This is a genomic window from Pseudomonas sp. SMN11, assembly GCF_052041945.1.
GTDB lineage: Bacteria > Pseudomonadota > Gammaproteobacteria > Pseudomonadales > Pseudomonadaceae > Aquipseudomonas.
In genome coordinates this window covers 70,976-96,419 of sequence record NZ_JBKGGW010000002.1, presented here as the reverse complement: position 1 = coordinate 96,419, position 25,444 = coordinate 70,976, and the positions used below count along the sequence as shown (strand labels likewise).

22 protein-coding genes are annotated in these 25,444 nt (G+C 63.4%); 12 read left to right on the top strand and 10 right to left on the bottom strand.

Annotation, left to right across the window (positions count from 1 at the left end; translation table 11 throughout):
• Positions 1-14 precede the first annotated feature (14 nt).
• The 7 genes from ispC to rpsB all read right to left on the bottom strand — a co-directional run bounded on the left by ispC (position 15) and on the right by rpsB (position 6,048).
• Complete coding sequence (gene ispC, locus ACLEJU_RS02545) at positions 15-1,205, bottom strand: 1-deoxy-D-xylulose-5-phosphate reductoisomerase (protein ID WP_435422482.1); 1,191 nt, start codon at positions 1,203-1,205, stop codon at positions 15-17.
• Positions 1,202-2,017: a phosphatidate cytidylyltransferase gene (locus ACLEJU_RS02540; protein ID WP_435422483.1), complete on the bottom strand. Its 816-nt coding sequence runs from the start codon at positions 2,015-2,017 to the stop codon at positions 1,202-1,204. Before ACLEJU_RS02540 ends, ispC begins: the two co-directional genes overlap by 4 nt.
• Positions 2,017-2,772: a polyprenyl diphosphate synthase gene (gene uppS, locus ACLEJU_RS02535; protein WP_027920033.1), complete on the bottom strand. Its 756-nt coding sequence runs from the start codon at positions 2,770-2,772 to the stop codon at positions 2,017-2,019. The genes ACLEJU_RS02540 and uppS overlap by 1 nt, the downstream gene beginning before the upstream one ends.
• Positions 2,773-2,787: 15 nt before the next feature.
• Positions 2,788-3,345 (bottom strand): ribosome recycling factor, encoded by a 558-nt coding sequence (gene frr / locus ACLEJU_RS02530; protein ID WP_060512640.1) that lies wholly within the window; start codon positions 3,343-3,345, stop codon positions 2,788-2,790.
• Positions 3,342-4,085: a UMP kinase gene (pyrH, locus tag ACLEJU_RS02525; protein ID WP_027920035.1), complete on the bottom strand. Its 744-nt coding sequence runs from the start codon at positions 4,083-4,085 to the stop codon at positions 3,342-3,344. Before pyrH ends, frr begins: the two co-directional genes overlap by 4 nt.
• 177 nt (positions 4,086-4,262) lie before the next feature.
• On the bottom strand, positions 4,263-5,126 hold the full coding sequence (gene tsf / locus ACLEJU_RS02520) for a translation elongation factor Ts (RefSeq protein WP_435422484.1): 864 nt from the start codon (positions 5,124-5,126) through the stop codon (positions 4,263-4,265).
• A 184-nt stretch (positions 5,127-5,310) separates the two neighbouring features.
• Positions 5,311-6,048, bottom strand: coding sequence for a 30S ribosomal protein S2 (gene rpsB, locus ACLEJU_RS02515; protein ID WP_027920037.1), 738 nt, complete (start codon positions 6,046-6,048; stop codon positions 5,311-5,313).
• Between the two features lie 346 nt (positions 6,049-6,394).
• On the opposite strand from rpsB, the gene map reads away from it, so the two are divergent.
• Genes map through dapC form a run of 3 tightly spaced genes read left to right on the top strand, consistent with a single transcriptional unit; the run spans position 6,395 to position 11,146 of the window.
• On the top strand, positions 6,395-7,177 hold the full coding sequence (gene map / locus ACLEJU_RS02510) for a type I methionyl aminopeptidase (protein ID WP_435422485.1): 783 nt from the start codon (positions 6,395-6,397) through the stop codon (positions 7,175-7,177).
• Positions 7,178-7,216: 39 nt separating this feature from the next.
• Entirely contained in the window at positions 7,217-9,919 is a 2,703-nt protein-coding gene (locus tag ACLEJU_RS02505; protein WP_435422486.1) for a [protein-PII] uridylyltransferase, read from the top strand.
• Positions 9,920-9,949: 30 nt separating this feature from the next.
• Positions 9,950-11,146: a succinyldiaminopimelate transaminase gene (gene dapC / locus ACLEJU_RS02500; RefSeq protein WP_435422487.1), complete on the top strand. Its 1,197-nt coding sequence runs from the start codon at positions 9,950-9,952 to the stop codon at positions 11,144-11,146.
• Positions 11,147-11,264: 118 nt separating this feature from the next.
• Here dapC and ACLEJU_RS02495 read toward each other — a convergent pair whose 3' ends face one another.
• Positions 11,265-12,911, bottom strand: coding sequence for a Na+/H+ antiporter (locus ACLEJU_RS02495; protein WP_435423281.1), 1,647 nt, complete (start codon positions 12,909-12,911; stop codon positions 11,265-11,267).
• Positions 12,912-13,249: 338 nt separating this feature from the next.
• Between ACLEJU_RS02495 and ACLEJU_RS02490 the strand changes: the two genes are divergently transcribed.
• The 4 genes from ACLEJU_RS02490 (at position 13,250) to ACLEJU_RS02475 (ending at position 16,358) form a co-directional block, all read left to right on the top strand.
• Entirely contained in the window at positions 13,250-13,597 is a 348-nt protein-coding gene (locus ACLEJU_RS02490) for an ArsC family reductase (protein WP_163986014.1), read from the top strand.
• 31 nt (positions 13,598-13,628) lie between these two features.
• Positions 13,629-14,663 carry a 2,3,4,5-tetrahydropyridine-2,6-dicarboxylate N-succinyltransferase gene (dapD, locus tag ACLEJU_RS02485; RefSeq protein ID WP_435423282.1) on the top strand — a complete coding sequence of 345 codons (1,035 nt, stop codon included), beginning with the start codon at positions 13,629-13,631 and terminating at the stop codon, positions 14,661-14,663.
• Between the two features lie 82 nt (positions 14,664-14,745).
• Positions 14,746-15,951, top strand: coding sequence for a cysteine desulfurase (locus ACLEJU_RS02480; RefSeq protein ID WP_435423283.1), 1,206 nt, complete (start codon positions 14,746-14,748; stop codon positions 15,949-15,951).
• Entirely contained in the window at positions 15,948-16,358 is a 411-nt protein-coding gene (locus ACLEJU_RS02475) for a SufE family protein (RefSeq protein WP_435423284.1), read from the top strand. Before ACLEJU_RS02480 ends, ACLEJU_RS02475 begins: the two co-directional genes overlap by 4 nt.
• Positions 16,359-16,406: 48 nt before the next feature.
• Here the strand turns inward: ACLEJU_RS02475 and tcdA are convergent, their stop codons facing one another.
• Entirely contained in the window at positions 16,407-17,216 is an 810-nt protein-coding gene (tcdA, locus tag ACLEJU_RS02470) for a tRNA cyclic N6-threonylcarbamoyladenosine(37) synthase TcdA (RefSeq protein WP_435423285.1), read from the bottom strand.
• A 132-nt stretch (positions 17,217-17,348) separates the two neighbouring features.
• Between tcdA and ACLEJU_RS02465 the strand changes: the two genes are divergently transcribed.
• The 4 genes from ACLEJU_RS02465 to ACLEJU_RS02450 all read left to right on the top strand — a co-directional run bounded on the left by ACLEJU_RS02465 (position 17,349) and on the right by ACLEJU_RS02450 (position 22,395).
• Positions 17,349-19,940 (top strand): glycosyltransferase, encoded by a 2,592-nt coding sequence (locus ACLEJU_RS02465; protein WP_435423286.1) that lies wholly within the window; start codon positions 17,349-17,351, stop codon positions 19,938-19,940.
• Positions 19,941-20,036: 96 nt separating this feature from the next.
• The gene (dapE, locus tag ACLEJU_RS02460) at positions 20,037-21,188 is read left to right on the top strand and encodes a succinyl-diaminopimelate desuccinylase (protein WP_422763482.1); all 1,152 of its coding nucleotides are present in this window, start codon (positions 20,037-20,039) and stop codon (positions 21,186-21,188) included.
• Positions 21,188-22,000, top strand: coding sequence for a putative RNA methyltransferase (locus ACLEJU_RS02455; protein WP_435423287.1), 813 nt, complete (start codon positions 21,188-21,190; stop codon positions 21,998-22,000). Before dapE ends, ACLEJU_RS02455 begins: the two co-directional genes overlap by 1 nt.
• Positions 22,001-22,017: 17 nt before the next feature.
• Positions 22,018-22,395 carry a hypothetical protein gene (locus ACLEJU_RS02450; RefSeq protein WP_435423288.1) on the top strand — a complete coding sequence of 126 codons (378 nt, stop codon included), beginning with the start codon at positions 22,018-22,020 and terminating at the stop codon, positions 22,393-22,395.
• A gap of 64 nt (positions 22,396-22,459) precedes the next feature.
• Here ACLEJU_RS02450 and ACLEJU_RS02445 read toward each other — a convergent pair whose 3' ends face one another.
• Complete coding sequence (locus ACLEJU_RS02445; protein WP_003252255.1) at positions 22,460-22,669, bottom strand: cold-shock protein; 210 nt, start codon at positions 22,667-22,669, stop codon at positions 22,460-22,462.
• A 231-nt stretch (positions 22,670-22,900) separates the two neighbouring features.
• Between ACLEJU_RS02445 and plsB the strand changes: the two genes are divergently transcribed.
• Entirely contained in the window at positions 22,901-25,387 is a 2,487-nt protein-coding gene (gene plsB / locus ACLEJU_RS02440; RefSeq protein WP_435423289.1) for a glycerol-3-phosphate 1-O-acyltransferase PlsB, read from the top strand.
• The last annotated feature ends 57 nt before the right edge of the window (positions 25,388-25,444 follow it).

The window sequence follows — 25,444 nt, the reverse complement described above, 5'->3', positions numbered from 1 at the left end:
AATAGCCACCGACCTCAACGGCCGTGACGCCTCAGCCACTCACGAGCCAGCTCGCGGGCGCGCTGGTCGGCAGCGAATACGGCCTCCAGCGAAGGCAGCGCCACCACAGGTTCCTGATCAAGCACCTGTTCGATCATACCCGCGATCTCCGGGAAGCGGATACGCCGCTGGAGAAATGCCTCGACTGCAACCTCGTTGGCCGCATTGAGTACCGCAGGCGCACTGTTACCCGCTTCAGCCGCCTCGCGCGCCAGGCGCAGGCAGGGAAAACGTTGCTCGTCCGGTGCCTGGAAGTCCAGGCGGGCAATGGCGAACAGGTCCAGCGGGGCCACCCCGGAATCGATGCGCTCTGGCCAGGCCAGGGCATTGGCGATAGGGGTGCGCATGTCCGGGTTGCCCAACTGGGCCAACACCGAACCATCGACGTAGTCGACCAGCGAATGGATCACGCTTTGCGGATGCACCACCACCTCGACCTTGGCCGGCGCCGCATCGAACAGCCAGCAGGCTTCGATCAGCTCCAGCCCCTTGTTCATCATGCTGGCCGAGTCCACCGAAATCTTCCGACCCATGGACCAGTTGGGATGGGCGCAGGCCTGTTCCGGCGTGACATCGACCAAGGCAGCCTGGGGCGTTTCGCGGAACGGCCCACCCGAGGCGGTCAGCAGGATGCGACGCACGCCGACCTGCTTGAGGCCACGGGCATAATCGCCCGGCAGGCACTGGAAGATCGCATTGTGCTCGCTGTCGATCGGCAGCAGCACGGCACCACTGCGCCGCACTGCGTCCATGAACAGCGCGCCGGACATCACCAGCGCTTCCTTGTTGGCCAGCAGCACCTTCTTGCCCGCCTCGACGGCGGCCAGGGTCGGGCGCAAGCCTGCTGCACCGACGATAGCCGCCATCACTGCATCCACTTCAGGGGCTGCCGCGACCTCGCAAAGGCCCGCCTCCCCTACCAGCACCTGCGCAGCGCAGCCAGCACCAAGCAGGCCATCACGCAGGCGCGCAGCGGCTTCATCGTTGGGCACCACGGCATAGGCCGGACGGTGCCGAACGCAAAGGGCCAGCAGTTCGTCGATACGCGAGTAGCCGCTCAAGGCGAACACCTGGTAGCGCTCGGGGTGCCGCGCAATCACATCGAGGGTGCTGAGACCGATCGAGCCGGTCGCACCCAGGACTGTAATACGCTGCACGCTGCTCACATCACACCCCATTCGGCAGCCCACAGCAGCACGGCAAAAATCGGAATCGCCGCCGTCAGGCTGTCGATACGATCCAGTACACCACCATGGCCAGGCAGCAGGTTACTGCTGTCCTTGATGCCGGCACGGCGCTTGAACATGCTCTCGGTCAAGTCGCCGATCACCGACGACATGACCACCAGTGCAGCACCCAGCAGCCCCAGCAGAAGCTGACCGAAGCCCCAGTCACGGGCGATGCCTACCACCAGGGTGATCACCAGGCTGACCGCCAGGCCACCATAGACGCCTTCCCAGCTCTTGCCCGGGCTGACCTGCGGCGCCAGCTTGCGCTTGCCAAAGGCTCGGCCGGAGAAATAGGCGCCGATATCAGCCGCCCAGACCAGCACCATGACCGACAGGATCAGCCAGTTACCCAGCTGCCAGTGCTTGAGCAGGATCAGCCCTTGCCAGGCCGGCAACAAGATCAGCAGGCCGATCAACAGCTTGCAGGCCGCACTGGCCCACAGCTCGCTGCTGCGTGGATAGGTCAGCACCAGCCAGGTGGCCAGCGCCCACCAGATGACCGAAGCCCCGAGCACCCAGGGTGCCAGGTCCGGCATGAGATGGAGCAGCATCAGCGCTCCGGCGACCACGGCGGCGTAGGCGATGCGCAAAGGCTGGGCCACAAGCCCGGCCAGACGCGCCCACTCCCAGGCACCGAGGGTCACCACGAAGCCGATGAACAGGGCGAAATCCCCGCCGTTGAGCAGGAAAAACCCACCCAGCGCGACCGGCAACAGGATCAGCGCAGTAATGATGCGTTGTTTAAGCATTAAGCACGAGCTCCAGCCTCGACCTGCTCGCTGGTCTTACCGAAGCGGCGCTGGCGCGAAGCGAAATCGGCCAGGGCTTTGCGCATGGCCTCGTGTTTGAAATCCGGCCAGTAGAGGTCGGAGAAATACAGTTCGGCGTAGGCCAGCTGCCACAGCAGGAAGTTGCTGATGCGATGCTCGCCACCGGTACGGATGCACAGGTCGGGCAATGGCAGCTCGCCTGTAGCCAGGCAGGTCTGCAGCAGGCCCGGGGTGATGTCGTCCGGACGCAGGTGACCAGCCTGAACTTCACGCGCCAGGCGCTGGGCGGCCTGGGCGATATCCCACTGGCCACCGTAGTTGGCGGCGATCTGCAGAATGAAGCGGTTACTGCCCGCAGTCAGCGCCTCGGCTTCGCGCATGGCAGCCTGCAACTCAGGATGGAAACGCGAACGGTCACCGATGATGCGCAGGCTGATGTTGTTCTCGTTGAGGCGCCGGGCCTCACGGCGCAAGGCCGAGAAGAACAGCTCCATCAATGCACCGACCTCTTCGGCCGGTCGCTGCCAGTTTTCACTGGAGAACGCGAACAAGGTCAGCACCTCGACCCCGGACTCGGCACACACCTCGATGACCGCGCGCACCGCATCGACGCCGGCCTTGTGCCCGGCGACGCCGGGCAACAGGCGCTTCTTCGCCCAGCGGTTGTTGCCATCCATGATGATCGCGACATGACGCGGCACCGAGGACGGTGCCGCCAACTTGGACTTTTCCATTAAAAAACCTCGGCCTTAAACGGCCATCAGGTCCTTTTCCTTGGCTTTGTAAGCAGCATCGACTTCAGCAATGAACTTGTCGGTCAGCTTCTGGATTTCATCAGCGGCACGACGCTCTTCGTCTTCGCTGATTTCCTTGTCCTTGGTCAGCTTCTTCAGGTCGCCCAGGGCATCACGGCGCACGTTGCGCACGGCTACCTTGGCGTCTTCGGCAACGCCGCTGGCCTGCTTGGTATAGCCCTTGCGGGTTTCCTCGGTCAGGGCCGGCATCGGGACGCGGATGGTGGTACCGGCGCTGGACGGGTTCAGGCCCAGGTCAGAGGTCAGGATGGCCTTCTCGATGGCAGCGCTGAGGTTCTTGTCGTGAGCGACAATCTTCAGGGTGCGGGCATCTTCGACGGTGATCGCAGCTACCTGGTTCAGCGGCATCTCGCTGCCCCAGGCAGTGACCTTGACGGTGTCCAGAATGCTTGGGTGGGCGCGACCGGTGCGGATCGCTGCCAGGTTGCGACCCAGTGCTTCCAGGGACTTGGTCATGCGCTCCTGCGCGTCTTTCTTGATGTCGTTGATCATTTTTGAACTTCCTCGATCAGAGTTCCTTCCGCGCCGCCATGCACGATATTCAGCAGGGCGCCGGGCTTGTTCATGTTGAAGACGCGCAGCGGCATCTTGTGGTCGCGGCACAGACAAATTGCCGTCAGATCCATTACACCCAGCTTGCGATCCAGCACTTCATCGTAGGTCAGATGATCGAACTTCTCGGCATGCGGGTCTTTGAATGGGTCTGCAGTGTATACACCATCGACCTTTGTTGCCTTCAAAACTACATCGGCATCGATTTCGATGGCGCGCAGGCAAGCGGCGGAGTCGGTGGTGAAGAACGGGTTGCCGGTACCGGCAGCGAAGATTACGACTTCTTTGGCGTTCAGGTGGCGCATGGCTTTGCGGCGATCATAGTGATCGGTCACGCCAACCATGGAGATCGCCGACATGACGATGGCGGTGATGTTCGCCCGCTCCAGCGCGTCGCGCATGGCCAGGCCATTCATCACGGTGGCCAGCATCCCCATGTGGTCGCCGGTAACGCGATCCATGCCAGCCGCGCTGAGCGCCGCACCACGGAACAGGTTGCCACCACCAATTACCAAGCCTACCTGAACACCGATGCCGACCAGTTGGCCCACTTCCAACGCCATGCGATCCAGGACCTTGGGATCGATCCCGAACTCTTCCGAGCCCATCAGGGCCTCGCCGCTAAGTTTGAGTAGAATGCGTTTATAGCGAGCCTGATGACCACTGCCCTGCTGAGCCATTGCGAATCTCTCCTGCGGCGTTTGTAAAATTCTGGCGGGCTTCTTGAGCCTGCATGTAACTCTAACGTGACGCAGCGACTGCGTCAGCGAGCAACGGCCTTGTAAACCGTTCCCGCTTTGACAAAGAGGCTGCGCGCGTGAGCGGGCAGCCTCTTTGGGGCGACAGACGGGGCTGTCTTACTGCTTGGCAGCAGCTACCTGAGCGGCAACTTCAGCAGCGAAGTCGTCGACTGGCTTCTCGATGCCTTCGCCAACCTTGAAGTAGGTGAAGGAAACGATTTCAGCACCGGCTTTCTTGGCCAGCTCGCCAACTTTGACTTCTGGGTTCATGACGAAGGCTTGCTCTTTCAGCGAGGCTTCTGCCTTGAACTTGGCAATACGACCGTTGACCATGTTCTCAACGATGTTTTCTGGCTTGCCGGCGATCTTGTCAGCGTTCAGCTGCAGGAAGACGCCCTTCTCGCGCTCGATGGCCTCGGCGGAGATTTCCGACGAATCCAGGAACTCTGGGTTCGAAGCGGCAACGTGCATGGCGATGTTCTTGGCCAGCTCGACGTCGCCGCCTTTCAGAACAACGACAGCACCGATCTTGTTGCCGTGCAGGTAGGCGCCGACAACGTCGCCTTCAACGCGCACCAGGCGACGGATGTTGACGTTTTCGCCACACTTGGCAACCAGGGCTTCACGAGCGGACTCGCGCGAGGCGATCAGCGGAGCAGCGTCGGTCAGCTTCTGAGCGAAGGCTTCTTCCAGGCTTTCGGCCACGAAGTTCTTGAAGTCGTCTTGCAGAGCCAGGAAGTCGGTCTGCGAGTTCACTTCCAGCAGGACGGCAGCTTTGCCGTCGGTCTTGACGGCGATAGCGCCTTCAGCAGCGACGTTGCCAGCCTTTTTGGCGGCCTTGATGGCGCCCGAGGCACGCATGTCGTCAATGGCTTTCTCGATGTCGCCGCCGGCCTTTTCCAGGGCCTTCTTGCAATCCATCATGCCTTCGCCGGTACGCTCGCGCAGTTCTTTGACCAGCGCCGCAGTAATTGCTGCCATTTCAAAATCCTCTTGGAAAGTTTTTCAACCATTCCACCCGCTCGACGCGGGCGTTAAATTCTGCAAATCGCTGCCTTTATATCAGCTCGCCCATCATGCGGGGCCGTTGCTGACAGCAGGATTTCAAGGTGGCAAAAAGGGGGCAGAGCCCCCTTTTCGCGTGCCAAGTAGACGCTAGCGCCTATTACTCAGCAGCAGGTGCAGCCGCTTCTTCAGCGTAGACTTCAGTGCCGCCGGCAACGTTGTTGCGGCCGCGGATGACGGCGTCAGCCATCGAAGTCATGTACAGCTCGATAGCGCGGATGGCGTCATCGTTACCTGGGATAACGAAGTCAACGCCTTCTGGGCTGCTGTTGGTATCGACAACGCCGATAACCGGGATGCCCAGCTTGTTGGCTTCGGTGATAGCAATGCGCTCGTGGTCAACGTCGATCACGAACAGGGCATCAGGCAGGCCGCCCATGTCCTTGATACCACCCAGGCTGCGGTCCAGCTTTTCCAGATCGCGCGAACGCATCAGGGCTTCTTTCTTGGTCAGCTTGGCGAAGGTGCCATCTTCGGCCTGGGTTTCCAGGTCGCGCAGACGCTTGATCGAAGCACGGATGGTCTTGTAGTTGGTCAGCATGCCGCCCAACCAACGGTGATCAACGTATGGCGAACCAGCGCGAGCAGCTTGCTCGGCTACGATCTTGCCAGCGGAACGCTTGGTGCCGACGAACAGGATCTTGTTCTTGCCCTGGGCCAGGCGCTCTACGAACGACAGAGCGTCGTTGAACATCGGCAGGGTTTTTTCCAGGTTGATGATGTGGATCTTGTTACGCGCGCCGAAAATGTACTTGCCCATTTTCGGGTTCCAGTAACGGGTCTGGTGGCCGAAGTGCACACCGGCCTTCAGCATATCGCGCATGTTGACTTGGGACATGATAGTTCCTTGATAAGTCGGGTTGGGCCTCCACGTATCCCAATGACCAACCCGCGCTTCCGGAGAATCGGGGCACCCAGGTCATCGTGTCGACACGTGTGTGGGTTTAATGCTGACGGGGTCGTCCCCGAAAGCGGCGCATTTTATACCACAGACCGCGAGCGAACGGAACCCGGATCAGGTTGCGTCCGTCAGCCGTTTTTGCAGCACCCGGGCAAACAGGCCAGAATGCCTCCTATAGACAGCAGCATGGCCGCCTTTATCCCGACAGAATGCCGCCCTGCTCTGCTAGAATCCGGCCTTTCCCGTTTGTTCGCGCCGCATGCGGCGCCGTAGAGAGCCTGTAATGACCGTCACCATCAAGACTGCAGAAGACATCGAGAAGATGCGCATCGCCGGCCGCCTGGCCGCCGACGTGCTGGAAATGATCGAGGAACACGTCAAGCCCGGTGTCACCACCGAAGAGCTCGACCGCCTGTGCCACGACTACATCGTCAACGTCCAGCAGGCCATCCCGGCGCCCCTCAACTACAAGGGCTACCCGAAGTCGATCTGCACCTCGATCAACCATGTGGTCTGCCACGGCATCCCCAACGACAAGCCGCTCAAGGACGGTGACACGCTCAACATCGACGTCACCGTGATCAAGGACGGCTACCACGGCGACACCAGCCGCATGTTCCACGTCGGTACCGTTCCGGTTTGGGCCGAGCGCCTGTCCAAGGTCACCCAGGAATGCATGTACAAGGCCATCGAACTGGTCAAGCCGGGCTGCCGCCTGGGCGACATCGGTGAAGTGATCCAGAAGCACGCCGAGAAGAACGGTTTCTCCGTGGTGCGCGAGTTCTGCGGCCATGGCATTGGCAAGGTATTCCATGAAGAGCCACAGATTCTCCACTACGGCCGCTCCGGCACCGGCATGGAGCTCAAGGAAGGCATGACCTTCACCATCGAGCCGATGATCAACCAGGGCAAGGCCGACACCAAGGTGCTGGGCGACGGCTGGACCGCCATCACCAAGGACCGCAAGCTCTCGGCCCAGTGGGAGCACACCCTGGTGGTGACGGCGACCGGTTACGAGATCTTTACCCTGCGCAAGGACGACACCATCCCGCGCACCTCGGCCTGATTGCACCCAAGGCAAACTCCCAGACAGGAACGCGACGCGATGCCCCAGGTGGATCCCGAGCTGTTCGACCGCGGCCAGTTCCAGGCGGAACTGGCCCTCAAGGCGAGCCCCATCGCCGCCTTCAAGAAAGCCATCCGCCAGGCCGGCGAGGTGCTCGACAAGCGTTTTCGCGCTGGCGGCGAGATCCGCCCACTGATCGAAGCCCGTGCCTGGCTGGTCGACAACATCCTGCAACAGGCCTGGAACCAGTTCGATTGGGGCGACCCGAGTGGTATCGCCCTGGTCGCGGTTGGCGGCTATGGCCGCGGTGAACTGCACCCGCACTCGGACATCGACCTGCTGATCCTGCTAGGTGCCGCCGAGCATGAACAGTACCGCGAGGCCATCGAGCGCTTCCTCACCCTGCTCTGGGACATCGGCCTGGAAGTGGGCCAGAGCGTGCGCAGCATCGACGAATGCGTAGAGCAGGCCCGCGCCGACCTGACGGTGATCACCAACCTGATGGAGAGCCGCACCATTGCCGGCCCCGAAGCGCTGCGCCAGCGCATGCTCGACGCCACCGGTACCGAGCACCTGTGGCCGAGCAAGGAGTTCTTCCTCGCCAAGCGCGCCGAACTCAAGGCCCGCCACCACAAGTACAACGATACCGAGTACAACCTCGAGCCCAACGTCAAAGGCTCGCCCGGTGGCCTGCGCGACATCCAGACGGTGCTCTGGGTGGCCCGCCGCCAGTACGGCACGCTGAACCTGCATGCCCTGGCCGGCGAAGGTTTCCTGCTGGAAAGCGAGAACGAATTGCTGGCCTCGTCCCAGGATTTCTTGTGGAAGGTGCGCTACGCCCTGCACATGCTCGCCGGCCGCGCCGAAGACCGCCTGCTGTTCGACCACCAGCGCAGCATTGCCGCGTTGCTCGGCTACAGCGACGAAAACCCCAAGCGCGCCATCGAACAGTTCATGCAGCAGTACTACCGGGTGGTGATGAGCATCAGCCAGTTGTGCGACCTGATCATCCAGCACTTCGAGGAAGTCATCCTCGCCGATGACGACAGCGGCACCACTCAGCCGCTGAACCCGCGCTTCCGCCTGCACGACGGCTACATCGAAGCGGTCAACCCGAACGTATTCAAGCGCACTCCGTTCGCCATGCTGGAGATCTTCGTGCTGATGGCCCAGCACCCGGAGATCAAGGGCGTGCGTGCCGACACCGTGCGACTGCTGCGTGAACACCGGCACCTGATCGACGACACCTTCCGCAAAGATATTCGCAACACCAGCCTGTTCATCGAGCTGTTCAAGTGCGAAATCGGCATCCACCGCAACCTGCGTCGGATGAACCGCTACGGCATCCTTGGCCGCTACCTGCCGGAGTTCGGCCTGATCGTCGGGCAGATGCAGCACGACCTGTTCCACATCTACACGGTCGATGCGCACACCCTCAACCTCATCAAGCACCTGCGCAAGCTGCAGTACACACCGGTGTCCGAGAAATTCCCGCTGGCCAGCAAGCTCATGGGCCGCCTGCCCAAGCCCGAGCTGATCTACCTGGCCGGCCTGTACCACGACATCGGCAAGGGCCGTCAGGGCGACCATTCCGAGATCGGCGCAGTGGATGCGCAGAAGTTCTGCGAACGCCACCACTTGCCGGCCTGGGACAGCCGCCTGATCGTCTGGCTGGTGCAGAACCACCTGGTGATGTCGACCACCGCCCAGCGCAAGGACCTGTCCGACCCGCAGGTGATCAACGATTTCGCCCTGCATGTAGGCGACGAGACGCGCCTGGACTACCTCTATGTGCTGACCGTGGCCGACATCAACGCCACCAACCCAAGCCTGTGGAACTCGTGGCGCGCCAGCCTGCTGCGCCAGCTCTACACCGAGACCAAGCGCGCGCTGCGCCGCGGCCTGGAAAACCCGCTGGACCGCGAGGAACAGATCCGCCAGACCCAGTCGGCCGCGCTGGACATCCTCGTGCGCGAGGGCACCGACCCGGACGACGTCGAGCAACTGTGGTCGCAGCTGGGCGATGACTACTTCCTCAAGCACAACGCCGCCGACGTGGCCTGGCACAGCGACGCCATCCTCCAGCAACCGGCCGATGGCGGGCCGCTGGTGCTGATCAAGGAAACCACCCAGCGCGAATTCGAGGGTGGCACGCAAATTTTCATCTACGCGCCCGACCAGCACGATTTCTTCGCCGTGACCGTGGCCGCCATGTCGCAGCTGAACCTGAACATCCATGATGCGCGGATCATCACCTCGAGCAGCCAGTTCACCCTCGACACCTACATCGTGCTCGACAACGATGGCGGCTCGATCGGCGACAATCCGCAGCGGGTCAAGCAGATCCGCGACGGCCTGACCGAAGCGCTGCGCAACCCCGAGGACTACCCGACCATCATCCAGCGTCGGGTGCCGCGCCAGCTCAAGCACTTCAACTTCCCGCCGCAGGTGACCATCCTCAACGATGCCCAGCGCCCGGTGACCATCCTCGAGATCACCGCACCGGACCGCCCCGGCCTGCTGGCACGGCTCGGGCGGATATTCCTGGAGTTCGACCTGTCGCTGCAGAACGCCAAGATCGCCACCCTCGGCGAGCGGGTGGAAGACGTGTTCTTCATCACCGATGCCGACAACCAGCCGCTGTCCGACCCGCAGCTGTGCAGCCGCCTGCAGGAGGCCATCGTGCAGCAGTTGCAGGCCGGCCAGGCCAGCGATGCCAGCCCGACCCGCGTGACTTTTTAACGATTAGACGATTGACGAGACCTTGCGCCGATGAACCATGCCTTGACCCAGCTTCAGCCTTACCCGTTCGAGAAACTGCGCGCCCTGCTGGGCACTGTGAAGCCTGCGGTAGACAAACGCGCCATCGCCCTGTCGATCGGTGAGCCGAAGCACGAATCGCCGGCGTTCGTCGCCCAGGCCATGGCCGACAACCTCGACAAGCTGGCCGTGTACCCAAGCACCCTCGGTCTGCCGGCCCTGCGCCAGGCCATTGGCCAGTGGTGCGAACGCCGCTTCGGCGTGCCGACCGGCTGGCTGGATGCCGACCGTCACATCCTGCCGGTCAATGGTACCCGCGAGGCTCTGTTCGCCTTCACCCAGGCCGTGGTCAACCGTGCCGATGACGGCCTGGTGGTCAGCCCCAACCCGTTCTACCAGATCTACGAAGGGGCGGCCCTGCTGGCTGGTGCCACCCCGCATTACCTGCCGTGCCTGGAAGACAATGGCTTCAACCCGGACTTCGATGCCGTACCGGCCGAGGTATGGAAACGCTGCCAGATCCTGTTCCTGTGCTCGCCAGGCAACCCCACCGGCGCCCTGGTGCCGATGGCCACCCTGAAGAAGCTGATTGCCTTGGCTGACGAACACGATTTCGTGATCGCCGCCGACGAATGCTACAGCGAGCTGTACTTCGATGAAGACGCACCGCCACCAGGGCTGCTGAGCGCCTGTGCCGAACTTGGCCGCAACGACTTCAAGCGCTGCGTGGTGTTCCACAGCCTGTCCAAGCGCTCCAACCTGCCGGGCTTGCGTTCGGGCTTTGTCGCCGGCGACGCCGAGATCATCAAGCCGTTCCTGCTGTACCGCACCTACCACGGCTGCGCCATGCCGGTTCAGACCCAGCTGGCCAGTATCGCCGCCTGGCAGGACGAGGCGCATGTGCGCGATAACCGCGACCAGTACCGGGCCAAGTACGATGCCGTACTCGACATCCTGCAACCGGTGCTCGACGTGCAGCGTCCGGATGGCAGCTTCTATCTGTGGGCCAAGGTGCCGGGCGGTGATGCCGAGTTCACCCGCGACCTGTTCGAGGCGCAGCATGTGACCGTGGTGCCGGGGTCGTACCTGTCGCGTGAAGTCGACGGCGCGAACCCAGGGGCCGGCCGAGTGCGCATGGCGCTGGTTGCGCCGCTGGCCGAATGCATCGAGGCGGCAGAGCGGATTCGCGCTTTCCTGCAGAACCGCTAACTGCCTCTGGGGGCGCTATGCGCCCCTTTCGCGACACAAGGCCGCTCCTACAGGGATCGCGCCTTCCTGTAGGAGCGGCCTTGTGTCGCGAAAGGGCTGCGAAGCAGCCCCCTACGGTCTACCTGACCTGCCCCAGGTTGGCCTCACTCAGATCCAGTTCGCCCAACACCTGCCTTACCACCTCATCGCCCACCAGATGCTGGCGATGCAGGTTGTACAGCTCCAGTCGCTGCGCCCGCAGTGCCCGCAAACGCAAGCGCCGCTCCAGCAAGTCCATCTGTTCGGCCAGCGCTCGCGCCTCCGCCGTATCGTTATAGCTGTCCAGCTCATCCCGATACTCGGCCATCAGCCGCGCCTTCAGCTCGGTGGCTAAGGTCGCCTGCGCCGCATCCTGAGGGGCACTGGCATCGATCACTTCCTCCGCCTCCAGCGCATGGATCGCCGCCTCCACAGTGCGCCTCCAGGCGTCCTGCACTTCCTGATGCAGGCGCTCATCAGGGCTTTTGACGATGCCGCGCAGCAGGAATGGCAAAGCAATGCAGGCACTGATCAGTGACAGCAGGATGACGCCAGCCGCGATGAATATCAGCAGGTCGCGCTCGGGAAAGGCCTGGCCTGCGCCCATCAACAACGGCACCGACATCACACCGGCCAGGGTTACCGCCCCGCGCACCCCACCCAGGGTCAGCAGCCAGCACGAGCGCGCCGTGGGCATCAGTACCAGCGCTGGCTTACCGCGCCAGCGCCGCACCACGCCAATTGCCCGCCAGATGCTCTGCACCCAGACAAACCGCAACAGGATCAGCGCGGCGAAGATTGCAAGCACATCGAGGCAACGCCAGGCCAGGGTCGGCCAGACCGTTGGTTCATGGCTGACCACGGCCTTGATGATGTCCGGCAACTGCAAGCCCAGCAGCAGGAAGATCAGCCCGTTGAAGGCGAATTCCAGCAACGACCAGACGCTGCGGTTGAGCAGGCGGGTGCTGGTCTGGCGCGGCAACAGGTCGAGCCAGCTCTGCATCATGCCGGCGGCCACCGCCGAGAGGATGCCCGATACACCCAGACGCTCGGCCAGCACATAGGCGGCAAACGGCAGCAGCAGCATGAACACCACGTGGGTGGCCGGGTCATCCCAGCCACGGGCGATCATCCAGGCGCGCAGGCGACCGATCAGCCAGCTCAAGGCCACACCCACCGCCAGGCCGCCGAGGGCGACCAGCACGAAACTGAAGCTGGCATCGGCCAGCGAGAACGCCCCGGTAATAGCGGCGGCCAGGGCGAACTTGAAGGTCACCAGGCCCGAGGCATCATTCATCAATGCCTCGCCCTGCAGCATGTGCATCAGCGGGGTCGGCAGGCGATCCTGGGTGATGGCCGACACCGCCACCGCGTCGGTGGGCGACAGCACGGCTGCGAGTGCAAAGGCCACCGGCAGCGGAATGCTCGGCAACAGCCAGTGGATGAAGTAACCGGCGCCAACCACGGTGAACAGCACCAGCCCCACGGCCAGCGCCACTACCGGGCCGCGAATGCGCCACAACTCACGCTTGGGGATGCGCCAGCCATCGGCGAACAGCAAGGGCGGCAGGAACAGGAACAGGAACAATTCAGGGTCCAGGGCCACATGCAGGCCCAAGGTCGGCCAGGCGAGCAATGCGCCAGCGGCGATCTGCACCAAGGGCAACGGCAACGGGATCATGCGCCCGACCAGTTTCGACACGCTTACCAGCGTCAGCAGGATGAGGACGGTGTAGGCGGACTGCATCCGTGAAAGCTTCCTTTGTGAACCAAAAACGACAGCGGGGCGAGAGATCGCCATTGAAACAATATGTTAGCGGGGTATCGCGAAACGAAGCCGCTGCACGATAGTCGCAGGTGACGGATGAATATGTAACATGATGATACTTGGGACTTAAGGTGCATGCCTTGGGTCATTTGGCGCCTGTGAAATCGTGCGCCGCCCGCGCCGCGCGCGATCTCACAGGCGCCAAATGACCCAAGGCATGCACAGCCCGTGGCGCTCATACAATCGTTCCCGCATAATCCCGCGACTGACATTCGGAAATGGAGAGATTGGGGCAGCCTGTGGCCTCAATGCACACAATGACCTACACGCTCTACGGCATCAAAGCCTGTGACACCATGAAAAAGGCGCGTACCTGGCTCGAAGACAAAGCCATCGCCTACGAATTCCACGACTACAAGACCCAAGGCATCGACCGCGACAGCCTGAACCGCTGGTGCGACGAACACGGCTGGGAAGTCATCCTCAACCGTGCCGGCACCACCTTCCGCAAGCTCGACGACGCCAGCAAGGCCGACCTCGACCAGGCCAAGGCCGTCGAACTGATGCACGCCCAACCGTCGATGATCAAGCGCCCGGTGCTCGACCTTGGCGAGCGTACCCTGGTCGGCTTCAAGCCAGACCTGTACGCCGCCGCGCTGGCCTGAGCCCCTACCCTATTTCGCACGAGGTAATCACATGTCCAATACCCTGTTCAGCCTGGCCTTCGGTGTCGGCTCCCAGAACCGCCAGGGCACCTGGCTGGAAGTGTTCTACGCACAACCCCTGCTCAACCCGAGCACCGAGCTGGTTGCCGCAGTAGCGCCGATCCTCGGCTACGAAGGTGGCAACCAGGCCATCGCCTTCAGCAACGCCCAGGCCGCCCAACTGGCCGAAGCCCTGAAAGGCGTCGACGCCGCCCAGGCTGCCCTGCTGACCCGCCTGGCCGAAAGCCACAAGCCGCTGGTCGCCACCCTGCTGGCCGAAGATGCCGCGCTGACCTCGACCCCAGAGGCCTACCTCAAGCTGCACCTGCTGTCGCACCGCCTGGTCAAGCCGCACGGCTTGAGCCTGGCGGGCATCTTCCCGCTGCTGCCGAACGTGGCCTGGACCAACCAGGGCGCCGTCGACCTGAGCGAACTGGCCGAGCTGCAACTGGAAGCGCGCCTGAAGGGTGAGCTGCTGGAAGTGTTCTCGGTGGACAAGTTCCCGAAGATGACCGACTACGTGGTCCCGGCCGGCGTGCGTATCGCCGACACCGCCCGTGTACGCCTGGGTGCCTACATCGGCGAAGGCACCACCATCATGCACGAAGGCTTCGTCAACTTTAACGCTGGCACCGAAGGCCCAGGCATGATCGAAGGCCGTGTTTCCGCTGGCGTATTCGTCGGCAAGGGCTCGGACCTGGGCGGCGGCTGCTCGACCATGGGCACCCTGTCCGGTGGCGGCAACATCGTCATCAAGGTCGGCGAAGGCTGCCTGATCGGCGCCAACGCCGGTATCGGCATCCCGCTGGGCGACCGCAACACTGTCGAAGCCGGCCTGTACATCACCGCTGGCACCAAGGTGAACCTGCTGGACGAAAACAACGAGCTGGTGAAAGTGGTCAAGGCCCGCGACCTGGCCGGCCAGACCGACCTGCTGTTCCGCCGCAACTCCCTGAACGGCGCAGTGGAGTGCAAGACCCACAAGTCGGCCATCGAGCTGAACGAGGCGCTGCACGCCCACAACTGAGAACCCTCGGCGGTTTGAAGTGTTAAGATCGGGTCTGGCGCCAAGGGTGCCAGACCCGTTTTTCATTCCAGGCCCCGCGAACATGTTCCAGCCCTCCCCCTGGCGCGCCGATTTCCCTGCCATCGCCGCCCTGCAACGGCAGCACCAGACCTACCTGGACAGCGCCGCGACCACCCAGAAGCCCCAGGCGTTGCTCGATGCCCTGAGCCATTACTACGGCCATGGCGCCGCCAACGTGCACCGCGCTCAACACCTGCCCGGCGCGCTGGCAACCCAGGCCTTCGAGACCAGCCGCGACAAGGTAGCCGCCTGGCTCAATGCCGCAGACTCACGGCAGGTCGTCTTCACCCATGGCGCCACCTCGGCGCTGAACCTGCTGGCCTATGGCCTGGAACACCGTTTCGAAGCGGGCGACGAAATTGCCATCAGCGCCCTGGAGCACCATGCCAACCTGCTGCCGTGGCAGCAACTGGCCCGCCGGCGCGACCTGCGCCTGGTGGTATTGCCGCTGGACGAGCATGGACGTATCGACCTGGATCAGGCGCTGCAGCTGATCGGCCCGCGCACCCGTGTGCTCGCCGTCAGCCAGCTGTCCAACGTGCTCGGCACCTGGCAACCGCTGCCTGCGCTGCTGGCCCACGCCCGTGCACAGGGCGCGCTGACCGTGGTCGATGGCGCCCAGGGCGTGGTCCATGGCCGCCATGATGTGCAGCAGCTGGACTGCGACTTCTACGTATTCTCAAGCCACAAGCTGTACGGGCCAGATGGTGTCGGCGTGCTGTACGGTCGCACTCAGGCACTGGAGCTGCTGCGCCACTGGCAGTTCGGCGGTGAAATGGTGCAACTGGCCGACTACCAGAGCGCCAGCTTCCGCCCCGCACCGCTGGGCTTCGAAGCCGGCACGCCACCGATCGCCGGGGTCATCGGGCTGGGCGCGACGCTGGACTACCTGGCCAGTCTCGACCGCCTTGCGGTCGAGGCCCACGAAGCCAGCCTGCACCAGCACCTGCTGCGCGGCCTAGCCGACCGCGAGGGCGTGCGCGTGCTAGGCACACCACAAGCGGCCCTGGCCAGCTTCGTCATCGAAGGCGTACACAATGCCGACATCGCCCATATGCTGACCGAGCAAGGCATTGCCGTGCGCGCCGGGCATCACTGCGCCATGCCACTGCTCAAGGGGCTGGGGCTGGAGGGGGCGATTCGCGTGTCGCTGGGGCTGTACAACGACAGTGACGACCTGCAACGGTTCTTCACGGCGTTGGACCAAGGCCTGGAGTTGTTGCGATGACGTTGCCTTTGCCAGCCCGTGAAGCACTGGAAAGCTTCGAACAGGCGCGCGGCTGGGAACAGCGGGCGCGGCTGCTGATGCAATGGGGCGATCGGCTGGAACCGTTGAGCGAGGCGGAAAAGTCCGAGAGTAACCGGGTGCATGGCTGTGAAAGCCTGGTATGGCTGGTGGCGGAACAACACGCAGGTCAATGGCGCTTCAAGGCGAGCAGCGATGCGCGGTTGTTGCGCGGGCTGCTGGCGCTGCTGCTGGTGCGGGTTCAAGGGTTGGACAGTGCGGAACTGGCCGGGCTGGACCTGCGCGAATGGTTCATCCAGCTGGGGCTGGAGCGGCAACTATCGCCATCGCGCAGCAATGGACTGCATGCGGTGTTGCAGCGGATGGCGGAGCTGGCTATTACCCGCTGAATCGGCGGCGCCTGCTTCGCGGGTGAACCCGCGAAGAAGCCAACACAACTATTCGGGTGTGACCCGCTCCGAGGGCCGCCGCGCCCCCGCCACCAGCTTCTCGATGGCCTTGCTCGCCGCGACCATGCCAAACGTCGCGGTCACCATCATTACCGCACCAAAACCGCCCGCGCAGTCAAGGCGCACACCTTCACCGACAAAGCTCTTCTGCAGGCAGACGCTGCCATCACCCTTCGGATAACGCAGCTGCTCGCTGGAGAACACACACGGCACGCCATAGTTGCGGCTGGTATTGCGCGAGAAGTTGTAGTCCCGGCGCAGGGTCGAGCGTACCCGCGAGGCCAGCGGGTCGTTGAAGGTCTTGTTGAGGTCGCCGACCTGGATCTGCGTCGGGTCGATCTGCCCGCCCGCCCCACCAGTGGTGACGATGGCAATCTTGCGTCGCCGGCACCAGGCAATTAGCGCCGCCTTGGCCATCACGCTGTCGATGCAGTCGATCACCGCGTCCATCTCTTCGGTGATGTACTCGGCCATGGTCTCGCGGGTGACGAAATCCGCCACCGCGTGCACCGTGATCGCAGGGTTGATCGCCCGCAAGCGCTCGGCCATCACCTCGACCTTTGGCCGCCCGACCTGGCCTTCAAGGGCATGGGCCTGGCGGTTGGTATTACTGACGCAGACATCGTCCAGGTCGAACAGGGTGATTTCACCCACGCCACTACGCGCCAGGGCTTCGGCCGACCACGAGCCGACCCCGCCAATACCGACAACCGCCACATGGGCGTTGCTCAGCCGTTGCAGGCCCTCGTCGCCGTACAACCGGGCGACGCCGGCAAAGCGTGGATCTTCTGTGCTCATGTTGCTACCCCGAAACTCATGCCCGAAAAACGGCGCGCATTATAGGCCAGCGGCCGCTCTGACCTCCATCGTTAGGAAACACCCTATCATTACTGCTTTAATGTCCTATCACTTGGACAGAAACGGACCACAATGTCATCTCGCAAATTCGGCCTCAACCTGGTGGTGGTCCTGGCCATCGCCGCGCTGTTCACCGGGTTCTGGGCGTTGATCAATCGCCCAGTCTCCGCACCTGCCTGGCCGGAACAGATCTCCGGTTTCTCGTATTCGCCGTTCCGCCTTGGGGAAAGTCCGCAAAAGGGCCAGTACCCCAGCGATGACGAGATACGCCAGGACCTGGAGCAGATGAACAAGCTCACCGACAACATTCGTATCTACACCGTCGAGGGTACCCAGGCCGAAATCCCGCGGCTGGCCGAGGAATTCGGCCTGCGGGTGACCCTGGGCATCTGGATCAGCAAAGACCTGGAGCGCAACGAACGCGAGATCGAAAAAGGCATCGAGCTTGCCAACCACTCACGCAGCGTGGTGCGGGTGGTGGTCGGCAACGAAGCGCTGTTCCGCGAAGAAGTCACGCCCGAAGAGCTGATCCAGTACCTTGATCGCGTACGTGCCGCCGTCAAGGTGCCGGTCACCACCAGCGAGCAGTGGCACATCTGGAAGGAACACCCGGAACTGGCCAAGCACGTCGACCTGATCGCCGCGCACATCCTGCCGTACTGGGAATTCGTGCCGATGAAAGACTCGGTGCAATTCGTCCTCGACCGCGCCCGCGAGCTGCGCCACCAGTTCTCGCACAAGCCACTGCTACTGTCGGAGGTCGGCTGGCCAAGCAACGGCCGCATGCGAGGCGGTGCCGACGCCACCCAGGCCGACCAGGCGATCTACCTGCGCACCTTGGTCAACACCCTCAACCGCCGAGGCTACAACTACTTCGTTATCGAGGCCTATGACCAGCCGTGGAAGGCCAACGACGAAGGCTCGGTCGGCGCCTACTGGGGCGTGTATAACGCCGAGCGCCAGCAGAAGTTCAACTTCGAGGGGCCGGTGGTGGCGATCCCGCAGTGGCGGGCCCTGGCGGTGGCCTCGGTGGTCCTGGCGATGATCGCCCTGGCCGTGCTGCTGATCGACGGTTCGGCCTTGCGCCAGCGCGGCCGTACCTTCCTCACCTTCATCACCTTCCTGTGCGGGTCGGTGCTGGTGTGGATCGCCTATGACTACAGCCAGCAATACAGTACCTGGTTCAGCCTGACGGTCGGCGTGCTGCTGGCGCTCGGTGCGCTGGGCGTGTTCATCGTGCTGATGACCGAGGCCCACGAACTGGCCGAAGCCGTGTGGATTCACAAACGCCGGCGTGAATTCCTGCCAGTGCAGGGCGACAGCGCCTACCGACCGAAGGTTTCGGTGCACGTGCCGTGCTACAACGAGCCGCCGGAGATGGTCAAGCAGACCCTCGACGCCCTCGCCGCACTGGACTACCCGGACTATGAAGTCCTGGTGATCGACAACAACACCAAGGACCCCGCCGTGTGGGAGCCACTCAAGGCCCACTGCGAGAAGCTCGGCGAGCGCTTCAAGTTCTTCCACGTCGCGCCCCTGGCCGGTTTCAAGGGCGGTGCGCTGAACTACCTGATCCCGCACACCGCCAAAGACGCCGAAGTGATCGCGGTAATCGACTCGGACTACTGCGTCGACCGCAACTGGCTCAAGCACATGGTGCCGCACTTCGCCGACCCGAAGATCGCCGTGGTGCAGTCGCCACAGGATTATCGCGACCAGAACGAAAGCGCCTTCAAGAAGCTCTGCTACAGCGAATACAAAGGCTTCTTCCACATCGGCATGGTCACCCGCAACGACCGTGACGCGATCATCCAGCACGGCACCATGACCATGACCCGGCGCAGCGTGCTGGAAGAGCTGGGCTGGGCCGAATGGTGCATCTGCGAGGACGCCGAGCTGGGCCTGCGGGTATTCGAGAAAGGCCTGTCAGCCGCCTATTCGCACAATAGCTATGGCAAGGGCCTGATGCCCGACACCTTCATCGACTTCAAGAAACAGCGCTTCCGCTGGGCCTATGGCGCCATCCAGATCATCAAGCACCACGCCAGCGCCCTGCTGCGTGGCAAGGGTAGCGAGCTGACCCGTGGCCAGCGCTATCACTTCCTGGCTGGCTGGCTGCCGTGGGTTGCCGATGGCATGAACATCTTCTTCACCGTCGGTGCCCTGCTGTGGTCGGCGGCGATGATCATCGTGCCGCACCGGGTCGACCCGCCGCTGATGATCTTCGCCATCCCGCCGCTGGCGCTGTTCTTCTTCAAGGTCGGCAAGATCATCTTCCTCTACCGCCGCGCGGTGGGGGTGAACCTCAAGGATGCCTTTGCCGCGGCACTGGCGGGGCTGGCGTTGTCGCACACCATCGCCAAGGCGGTGTTGTACGGATTCTTCACCAGCAGCATGCCGTTCTTCCGCACACCGAAGAATGCCGACAGTCATGGCCTGCTGGTGGCGATTTCCGAAGCGCGGGAAGAGCTGTTCATCATGTTGATGTTGTGGGGCGCCGCACTGGGCATCTTCCTGGTGCAGGGGCTGCCGAGTTCGGACATGCGCTTCTGGGTGGCAATGTTGCTGGTGCAGTCGTTGCCGTATGTGGCGGCATTGGTGATGGCTTTCCTGTCGTCGCTGCCCAAGCCTGCGGAGAAGGCCGCCGAGCCGCAGCAGGCTTGAGATTTTTTGGGGCGCTTTGCGCCCCATCGGTCTGACGGTTTGATATAAGATAACGCCCCTCAGATATCCCCGCCTTGCCTTGCCCCGGAGTTCCCCATGACGGCCCCTGCCGAGCTCTCGCCTACCCTTCAACTGGCCTGCGACCTGATCCGTCGCCCCTCGGTCACCCCCGTCGATGCCGACTGCCAGGCGCAGATGATGAACCGCCTGGGCGCCGTGGGCTTCCAGCTGGAGCCGATGCGCTTTGAAGACGTCGACAACTTTTGGGCTACCCACGGCACCCAGGAAGGCCCGGTGCTGTGCTTCGCCGGTCATACCGATGTGGTCCCCACCGGCCCGGTGCAGCAGTGGCAGCACGAGCCGTTCGAAGCACTGATCGACGCCGATGGCATGCTCTGCGGCCGTGGCGCCGCCGACATGAAAGGCAGCCTGGCCTCGATGGTGATCGCCAGCGAGCGCTTCGTGCAGGACTACCCGAACCACCGCGGCAAGGTCGCTTTCCTGATCACCAGCGACGAGGAAGGCCCGGCCCACCACGGCACCAAAGCAGTGGTCGAGCGCCTGAAAGCACGCAACGAACGCCTGGACTGGTGCATCGTCGGCGAGCCGTCGAGCACCACCCTGCTTGGCGACGTGGTCAAGAATGGCCGTCGCGGCTCGCTCGGCGCCAAGCTGACCGTGCGCGGCAAGCAAGGCCACGTGGCCTACCCGCACCTGGCGCGCAACCCGATCCACCTGGCCGCCCCGGCCCTGGCGGAACTGGCTGCCGAGCACTGGGACGAAGGCAACGCGTTCTTCCCGCCGACCAGCTTCCAGATCTCCAACCTCAACTCCGGCACCGGTGCTACCAACGTGGTCCCGGGCGAGCTGACCGCGCTGTTCAACTTCCGTTTCTCCACCGAATCGACGGTCGAAGGCCTGCAGGCACGGGTCTCGGCGATCCTCGACAAGCACGAGCTGGACTGGTCGGTCGACTGGGCGCTGTCGGGCCTGCCGTTCCTCACCGAACCGGGCGACCTGCTCGACGCAGTGGCGGCCAGCATCAAGGGCGTCACTGGCCGCGACACCCAGCCGTCGACCAGCGGCGGCACCTCCGATGGCCGCTTCATCGCCACCATGGGCACCCAGGTGGTCGAGCTTGGCCCGGTCAACGCCACCATCCACCAGGTCGACGAGCGGATCCTGGCCAGCGACCTCGACCTGCTGACCGAAATCTACTACCAGACCCTGGTCCGGTTGCTCGCCTGATGCTCGCCTGCCCCCTCTGCCAGGCAGCCCTGTCGCGGCTCGACAACGGCGTGGTGTGCCCGACCGGCCACCGCTTCGACCGCGCCCGCCAGGGTTACCTGAACCTGCTGCCGGTGCAGCACAAGAACAGCCGTGACCCGGGCGACAACCAGGCCATGGTCGAAGCCCGCCGCGACTTCCTCGACGCCGGCCACTATGCCCCGGTGGCGCGCCGCCTGGCGGAGCTGGCCGCCGAGCGCGAGCCCGGCGCCTGGCTGGACATCGGTTGCGGCGAAGGCTACTACACCGCCCAGATCGCCCAGGCCCTGCCGGCCGCCGAGGGCTATGCCCTGGACATCTCCCGCGAGGCCGTCAAGCGCGCCTGCCGTCGCGCGCCTGAGGTCACCTGGATGGTCGCCAGCATGGCCCGCGTGCCACTGGCCGATGCCAGCTGCCAGTTCATCGCCAGCGTGTTCAGCCCACTGGACTGGGACGAGGCCAAGCGTTTGCTCAGCGCCGGTGGCGGGCTGATGCGCGTGGGCCCGACCAGCGGCCACCTGATGGAGCTGCGCGAAGTGCTCTACGATGAAGTGCGCCCCTACGCCGACGACAAGCACCTGGCCCTGGTGCCTGAGGGCATGGCCCACGCCCACAGCGAAATCCTCGAGTTCCGCCTGAGCCTGGCCGACCCCAAGGCCCGTGCCGACCTGCTGGCGATGACCCCGCACGGTTGGCGCGCCAGCGCCGAGAAGCGCGCCCGGGTGATCGAGCAACCGGAGCCGTTCGACGTGACGGTTTCCATGCGTTATGACTATTTCGTGCGCCAGCACTGAGCACACCCGGAGCCCTTATGCGCCAACCCGATATCGAGATCTACCTGAAGGACGCCGACGTCGACCACAAGCAGATTGCCGAGTGGCTCAACCAGGCAATCGGCCCGTGCAGCGAATGGAAGCAGAAAGGCCAGACCTTCAAATGCCAGGCCGGTAACATTCCGGTCACTTGGTTACCCAAGGCTGTAGGGAAATGGAACAGCCTGTATCTGGAAAGCGACCAGACCCCCTGGGCCGATGACGTCTCCTGCGCCCGCGCGGCATTCGCCGCACTGAACGTCGAAGTGCGTTGTGCGCCGGGTGGCTGGGTCGAGGAAGACGGTGAAGAAGATGCCGATCGCTGGATCCGCATCAGCGCCGACGGTGAAGAGGAAATCACCTGGCGCACTAGCTGAAACCGGTTGCTTCAGGCTGCAAGTTACACGGTCAACTTGCAGCTTGAGGCTTGCCACAAGAGGCTCAGAGCCCGACTACGTCCTCGGCTTGCAGGCCTTTCTGGCCCTGCACGCAGGCGTATTCCACCCGCTGCCCTTCGACCAGGGTACGATGCCCCTCACCGCGGATCGCCCGATAGTGGACGAATACATCCGCACCACCTTCGCGCTGAATGAAGCCATAACCTTTGGCATCGTTGAACCACTTAACATTCCCAGTCTCACGAGACGACATCTGAACTACTCCGGATTTTTATTGTGAAGATCGCCTTGTAGACACAGGGTGTCCTCCCTATGTCGACGCCGCTTGCCGAAATATCCTGCAAGTGGCAGGCCGAGTATATGACACAGAACAAAAAAATTTCATGACCGTCGCGCTATTTACCGAATTTTGCTGAACTTGCGCCGATACGGCAGACTAAATGACTGTCTATTCTCTGAAATTCATTCCCAGGGCACTCACCCCATGACCCGTTCCCCCCTGCGCCGCCTGATATTCGGCGCTCTGCGTCGCCTGATGTACCTGTGGGTGCGCTCCGAGACCATCAACCAGTCGTCCCTGACCCTCAAGCTCGACCGCAGCCGCCCGGTGTTCTATGCCCTGCCCTCGCCATCGCTCACCGACCTGGCGGTGGTCGACCGTGAATGCACCAAAGCGGGGCTGCCGCGCCCGGTGCTGCCGGTGGCCGTCGGCTCGCTGCACGAACCTGCCGCATTCTTTTACCTGACGCCGGACCCGGACTGGCTCGGCCGCCATGACAAGCGCGGCGCCCCGCCGACCCTGGAGCGCCTGGTCGCCGCCATCAGCCAGCACGCCGAGGAGGACGCCCAGATCATTCCGGTCAGTGTGTTCTGGGGGCAGACACCGGCCAGTGAAAACAGCCCGTGGAAATTGCTGTTCGCCGACAGCTGGGCCGTGACCGGGCGCCTGCGCCGGCTGCTGACCGTGTTGATCCTGGGGCGCAAGACCCGCGTGCAGTTCTCTGCGCCGATCCACCTGCGTGAACTGGTGCAGCACAACAAGGGCCACGAGCGCACCGTGCGCATGGCCCAGCGCCTGATGCGCGTGCACTTTCGCAACCTCAAGACCGCAGTGATCGGCCCGGACATCTCGCACCGGCGCAACCTGGTCAAGGGCCTGGTGCATGCCCCCCTGGTCCGCCAGGCCATCGCCGAGGAAGCCCAGCGCGAAAACATGCCCGTGGCCAAGGCCGAAGCCCAGGCGCTGCGCTACGGCAACGAGATCGCCTCGGACTACACCTATACCGCAATCCGCTTCCTCGAAGTGGTGCTGAGCTGGTTCTGGAACAAGATCTACGACGGCATCAAGGTCAACCACATCGAGCAGGTGCAAGGCATCGCCCCAGGCCACGAAGTAATCTACGTGCCATGCCATCGCAGCCACATCGACTACCTGCTGCTGTCCTACCTGCTGTTCCGCAATGGCCTGACGCCGCCGCATATCGCCGCCGGCATCAACCTCAACATGCCGGTGATCGGCGGCCTGCTGCGCCGCGGCGGCGCCTTCTTCATGCGCCGTACGTTCAAGGGCAACCCGCTGTACACGGCGGTGTTCAACGAGTACCTGCACACACTGTTCACCAAGGGTTTCCCGGTGGAGTACTTCGTCGAAGGCGGCCGCTCGCGCACTGGGCGCATGCTGCAGCCACGTACCGGGATGCTGGCGATCACCCTGCGCAGCTTCCTGCGCTCGTCGCGCACACCGATTGTGTTCGTGCCGGTGTACATCGGCTACGAACGCGTGCTGGAAGGCCGGACCTACCTCGGCGAACTGCGTGGGGCGAGCAAGAAGAAAGAGTCGATCTTCGACATCTTCAAGGTCATCGGCGCACTGAAGCAGCGCTTCGGCCAGGTGTACGTCAACTTCGGCGAGCCGATCCGCCTGGCTGGCTTTCTCGATGAGCAGCAACCCGGCTGGCGCGAGCAAGAACCAGGCCCACAGTTCCGCCCGGCCTGGCTGAACGATGCCACCACCCGCCTGGGCGAAACCGTTGCTCGCCATCTCAACGAGGCAGCGGCGGTCAACCCGGTCAACCTGGTGGCCCTGGCACTGCTCTCCACCAGCCGCCTGGCGCTGGACGAGCGCGCCCTGACCCGCGTGCTCGACCTGTACCTGGCCTTGCTGCGCCAGGTGCCTTACTCCAAGCACACCACTTTGCCCGAAGGTGACGGCCAGGCTTTGATCGAGCATGTCCGCGGCATGGACCTACTGTCCGAGCAGAAGGACGCGCTGGGTCGCATCCTCTACCTGGATGAAGCCAACGCGGTACTGATGACCTATTACCGCAACAACGTCCTGCACATCTTCGCCCTGCCCGCCCTGCTGGCGAGCTTCTTCCTCAGCAGCTCGCGCATGAGCCGCGAACTGCTCGGCCAGTATGTGCATGCACTGTATCCCTACCTGCAAGCCGAACTGTTCCTGCGCTGGCCCCCGGAGCAACTGGACGAGGTGATCGACCAGTGGCTGGCAGCGCTCGTCGATCACGGCCTGCTGCGCCACGAGAACGACTTGTACATGCGCCCGGCGCCGAGCTCACGCCAGTTCGTGCTGCTGACCCTGCTCGCCCGCACCATCACCCAGACGCTGCAGCGTTTCTACATGGCCACTTCGCTGCTGCTCAACAGCGGCCAGAAGACCCTGAGCGCCGAAGCGCTGGAAGACTTGTGCGTGATGATGGCCCAGCGCCTGTCGATCCTGCATGGCCTGAATGCGCCGGAGTTCTTCGACAAGACCCTGTTCCGCCACTTCATCCAGACCCTGATCAAACAAGGTGTATTGCGCCCGGATGGCAACGGCAAGCTGGGTTATCACGACAAGCTCGGCGAACTGGCCGAGGGCGTAGCCAAGCGTGTGCTGTCGGCCGAACTGCGGCTGTCGATCCGCCAGGTGGCGCTGCACCGCGATGAGCCAGGAGATGTGCTGCCAGGGTAGGCTTTCAACCTGCTGTCAGCCCTTGGGAGAGGCCAGGATCAAACGCCCCTCTCAAGG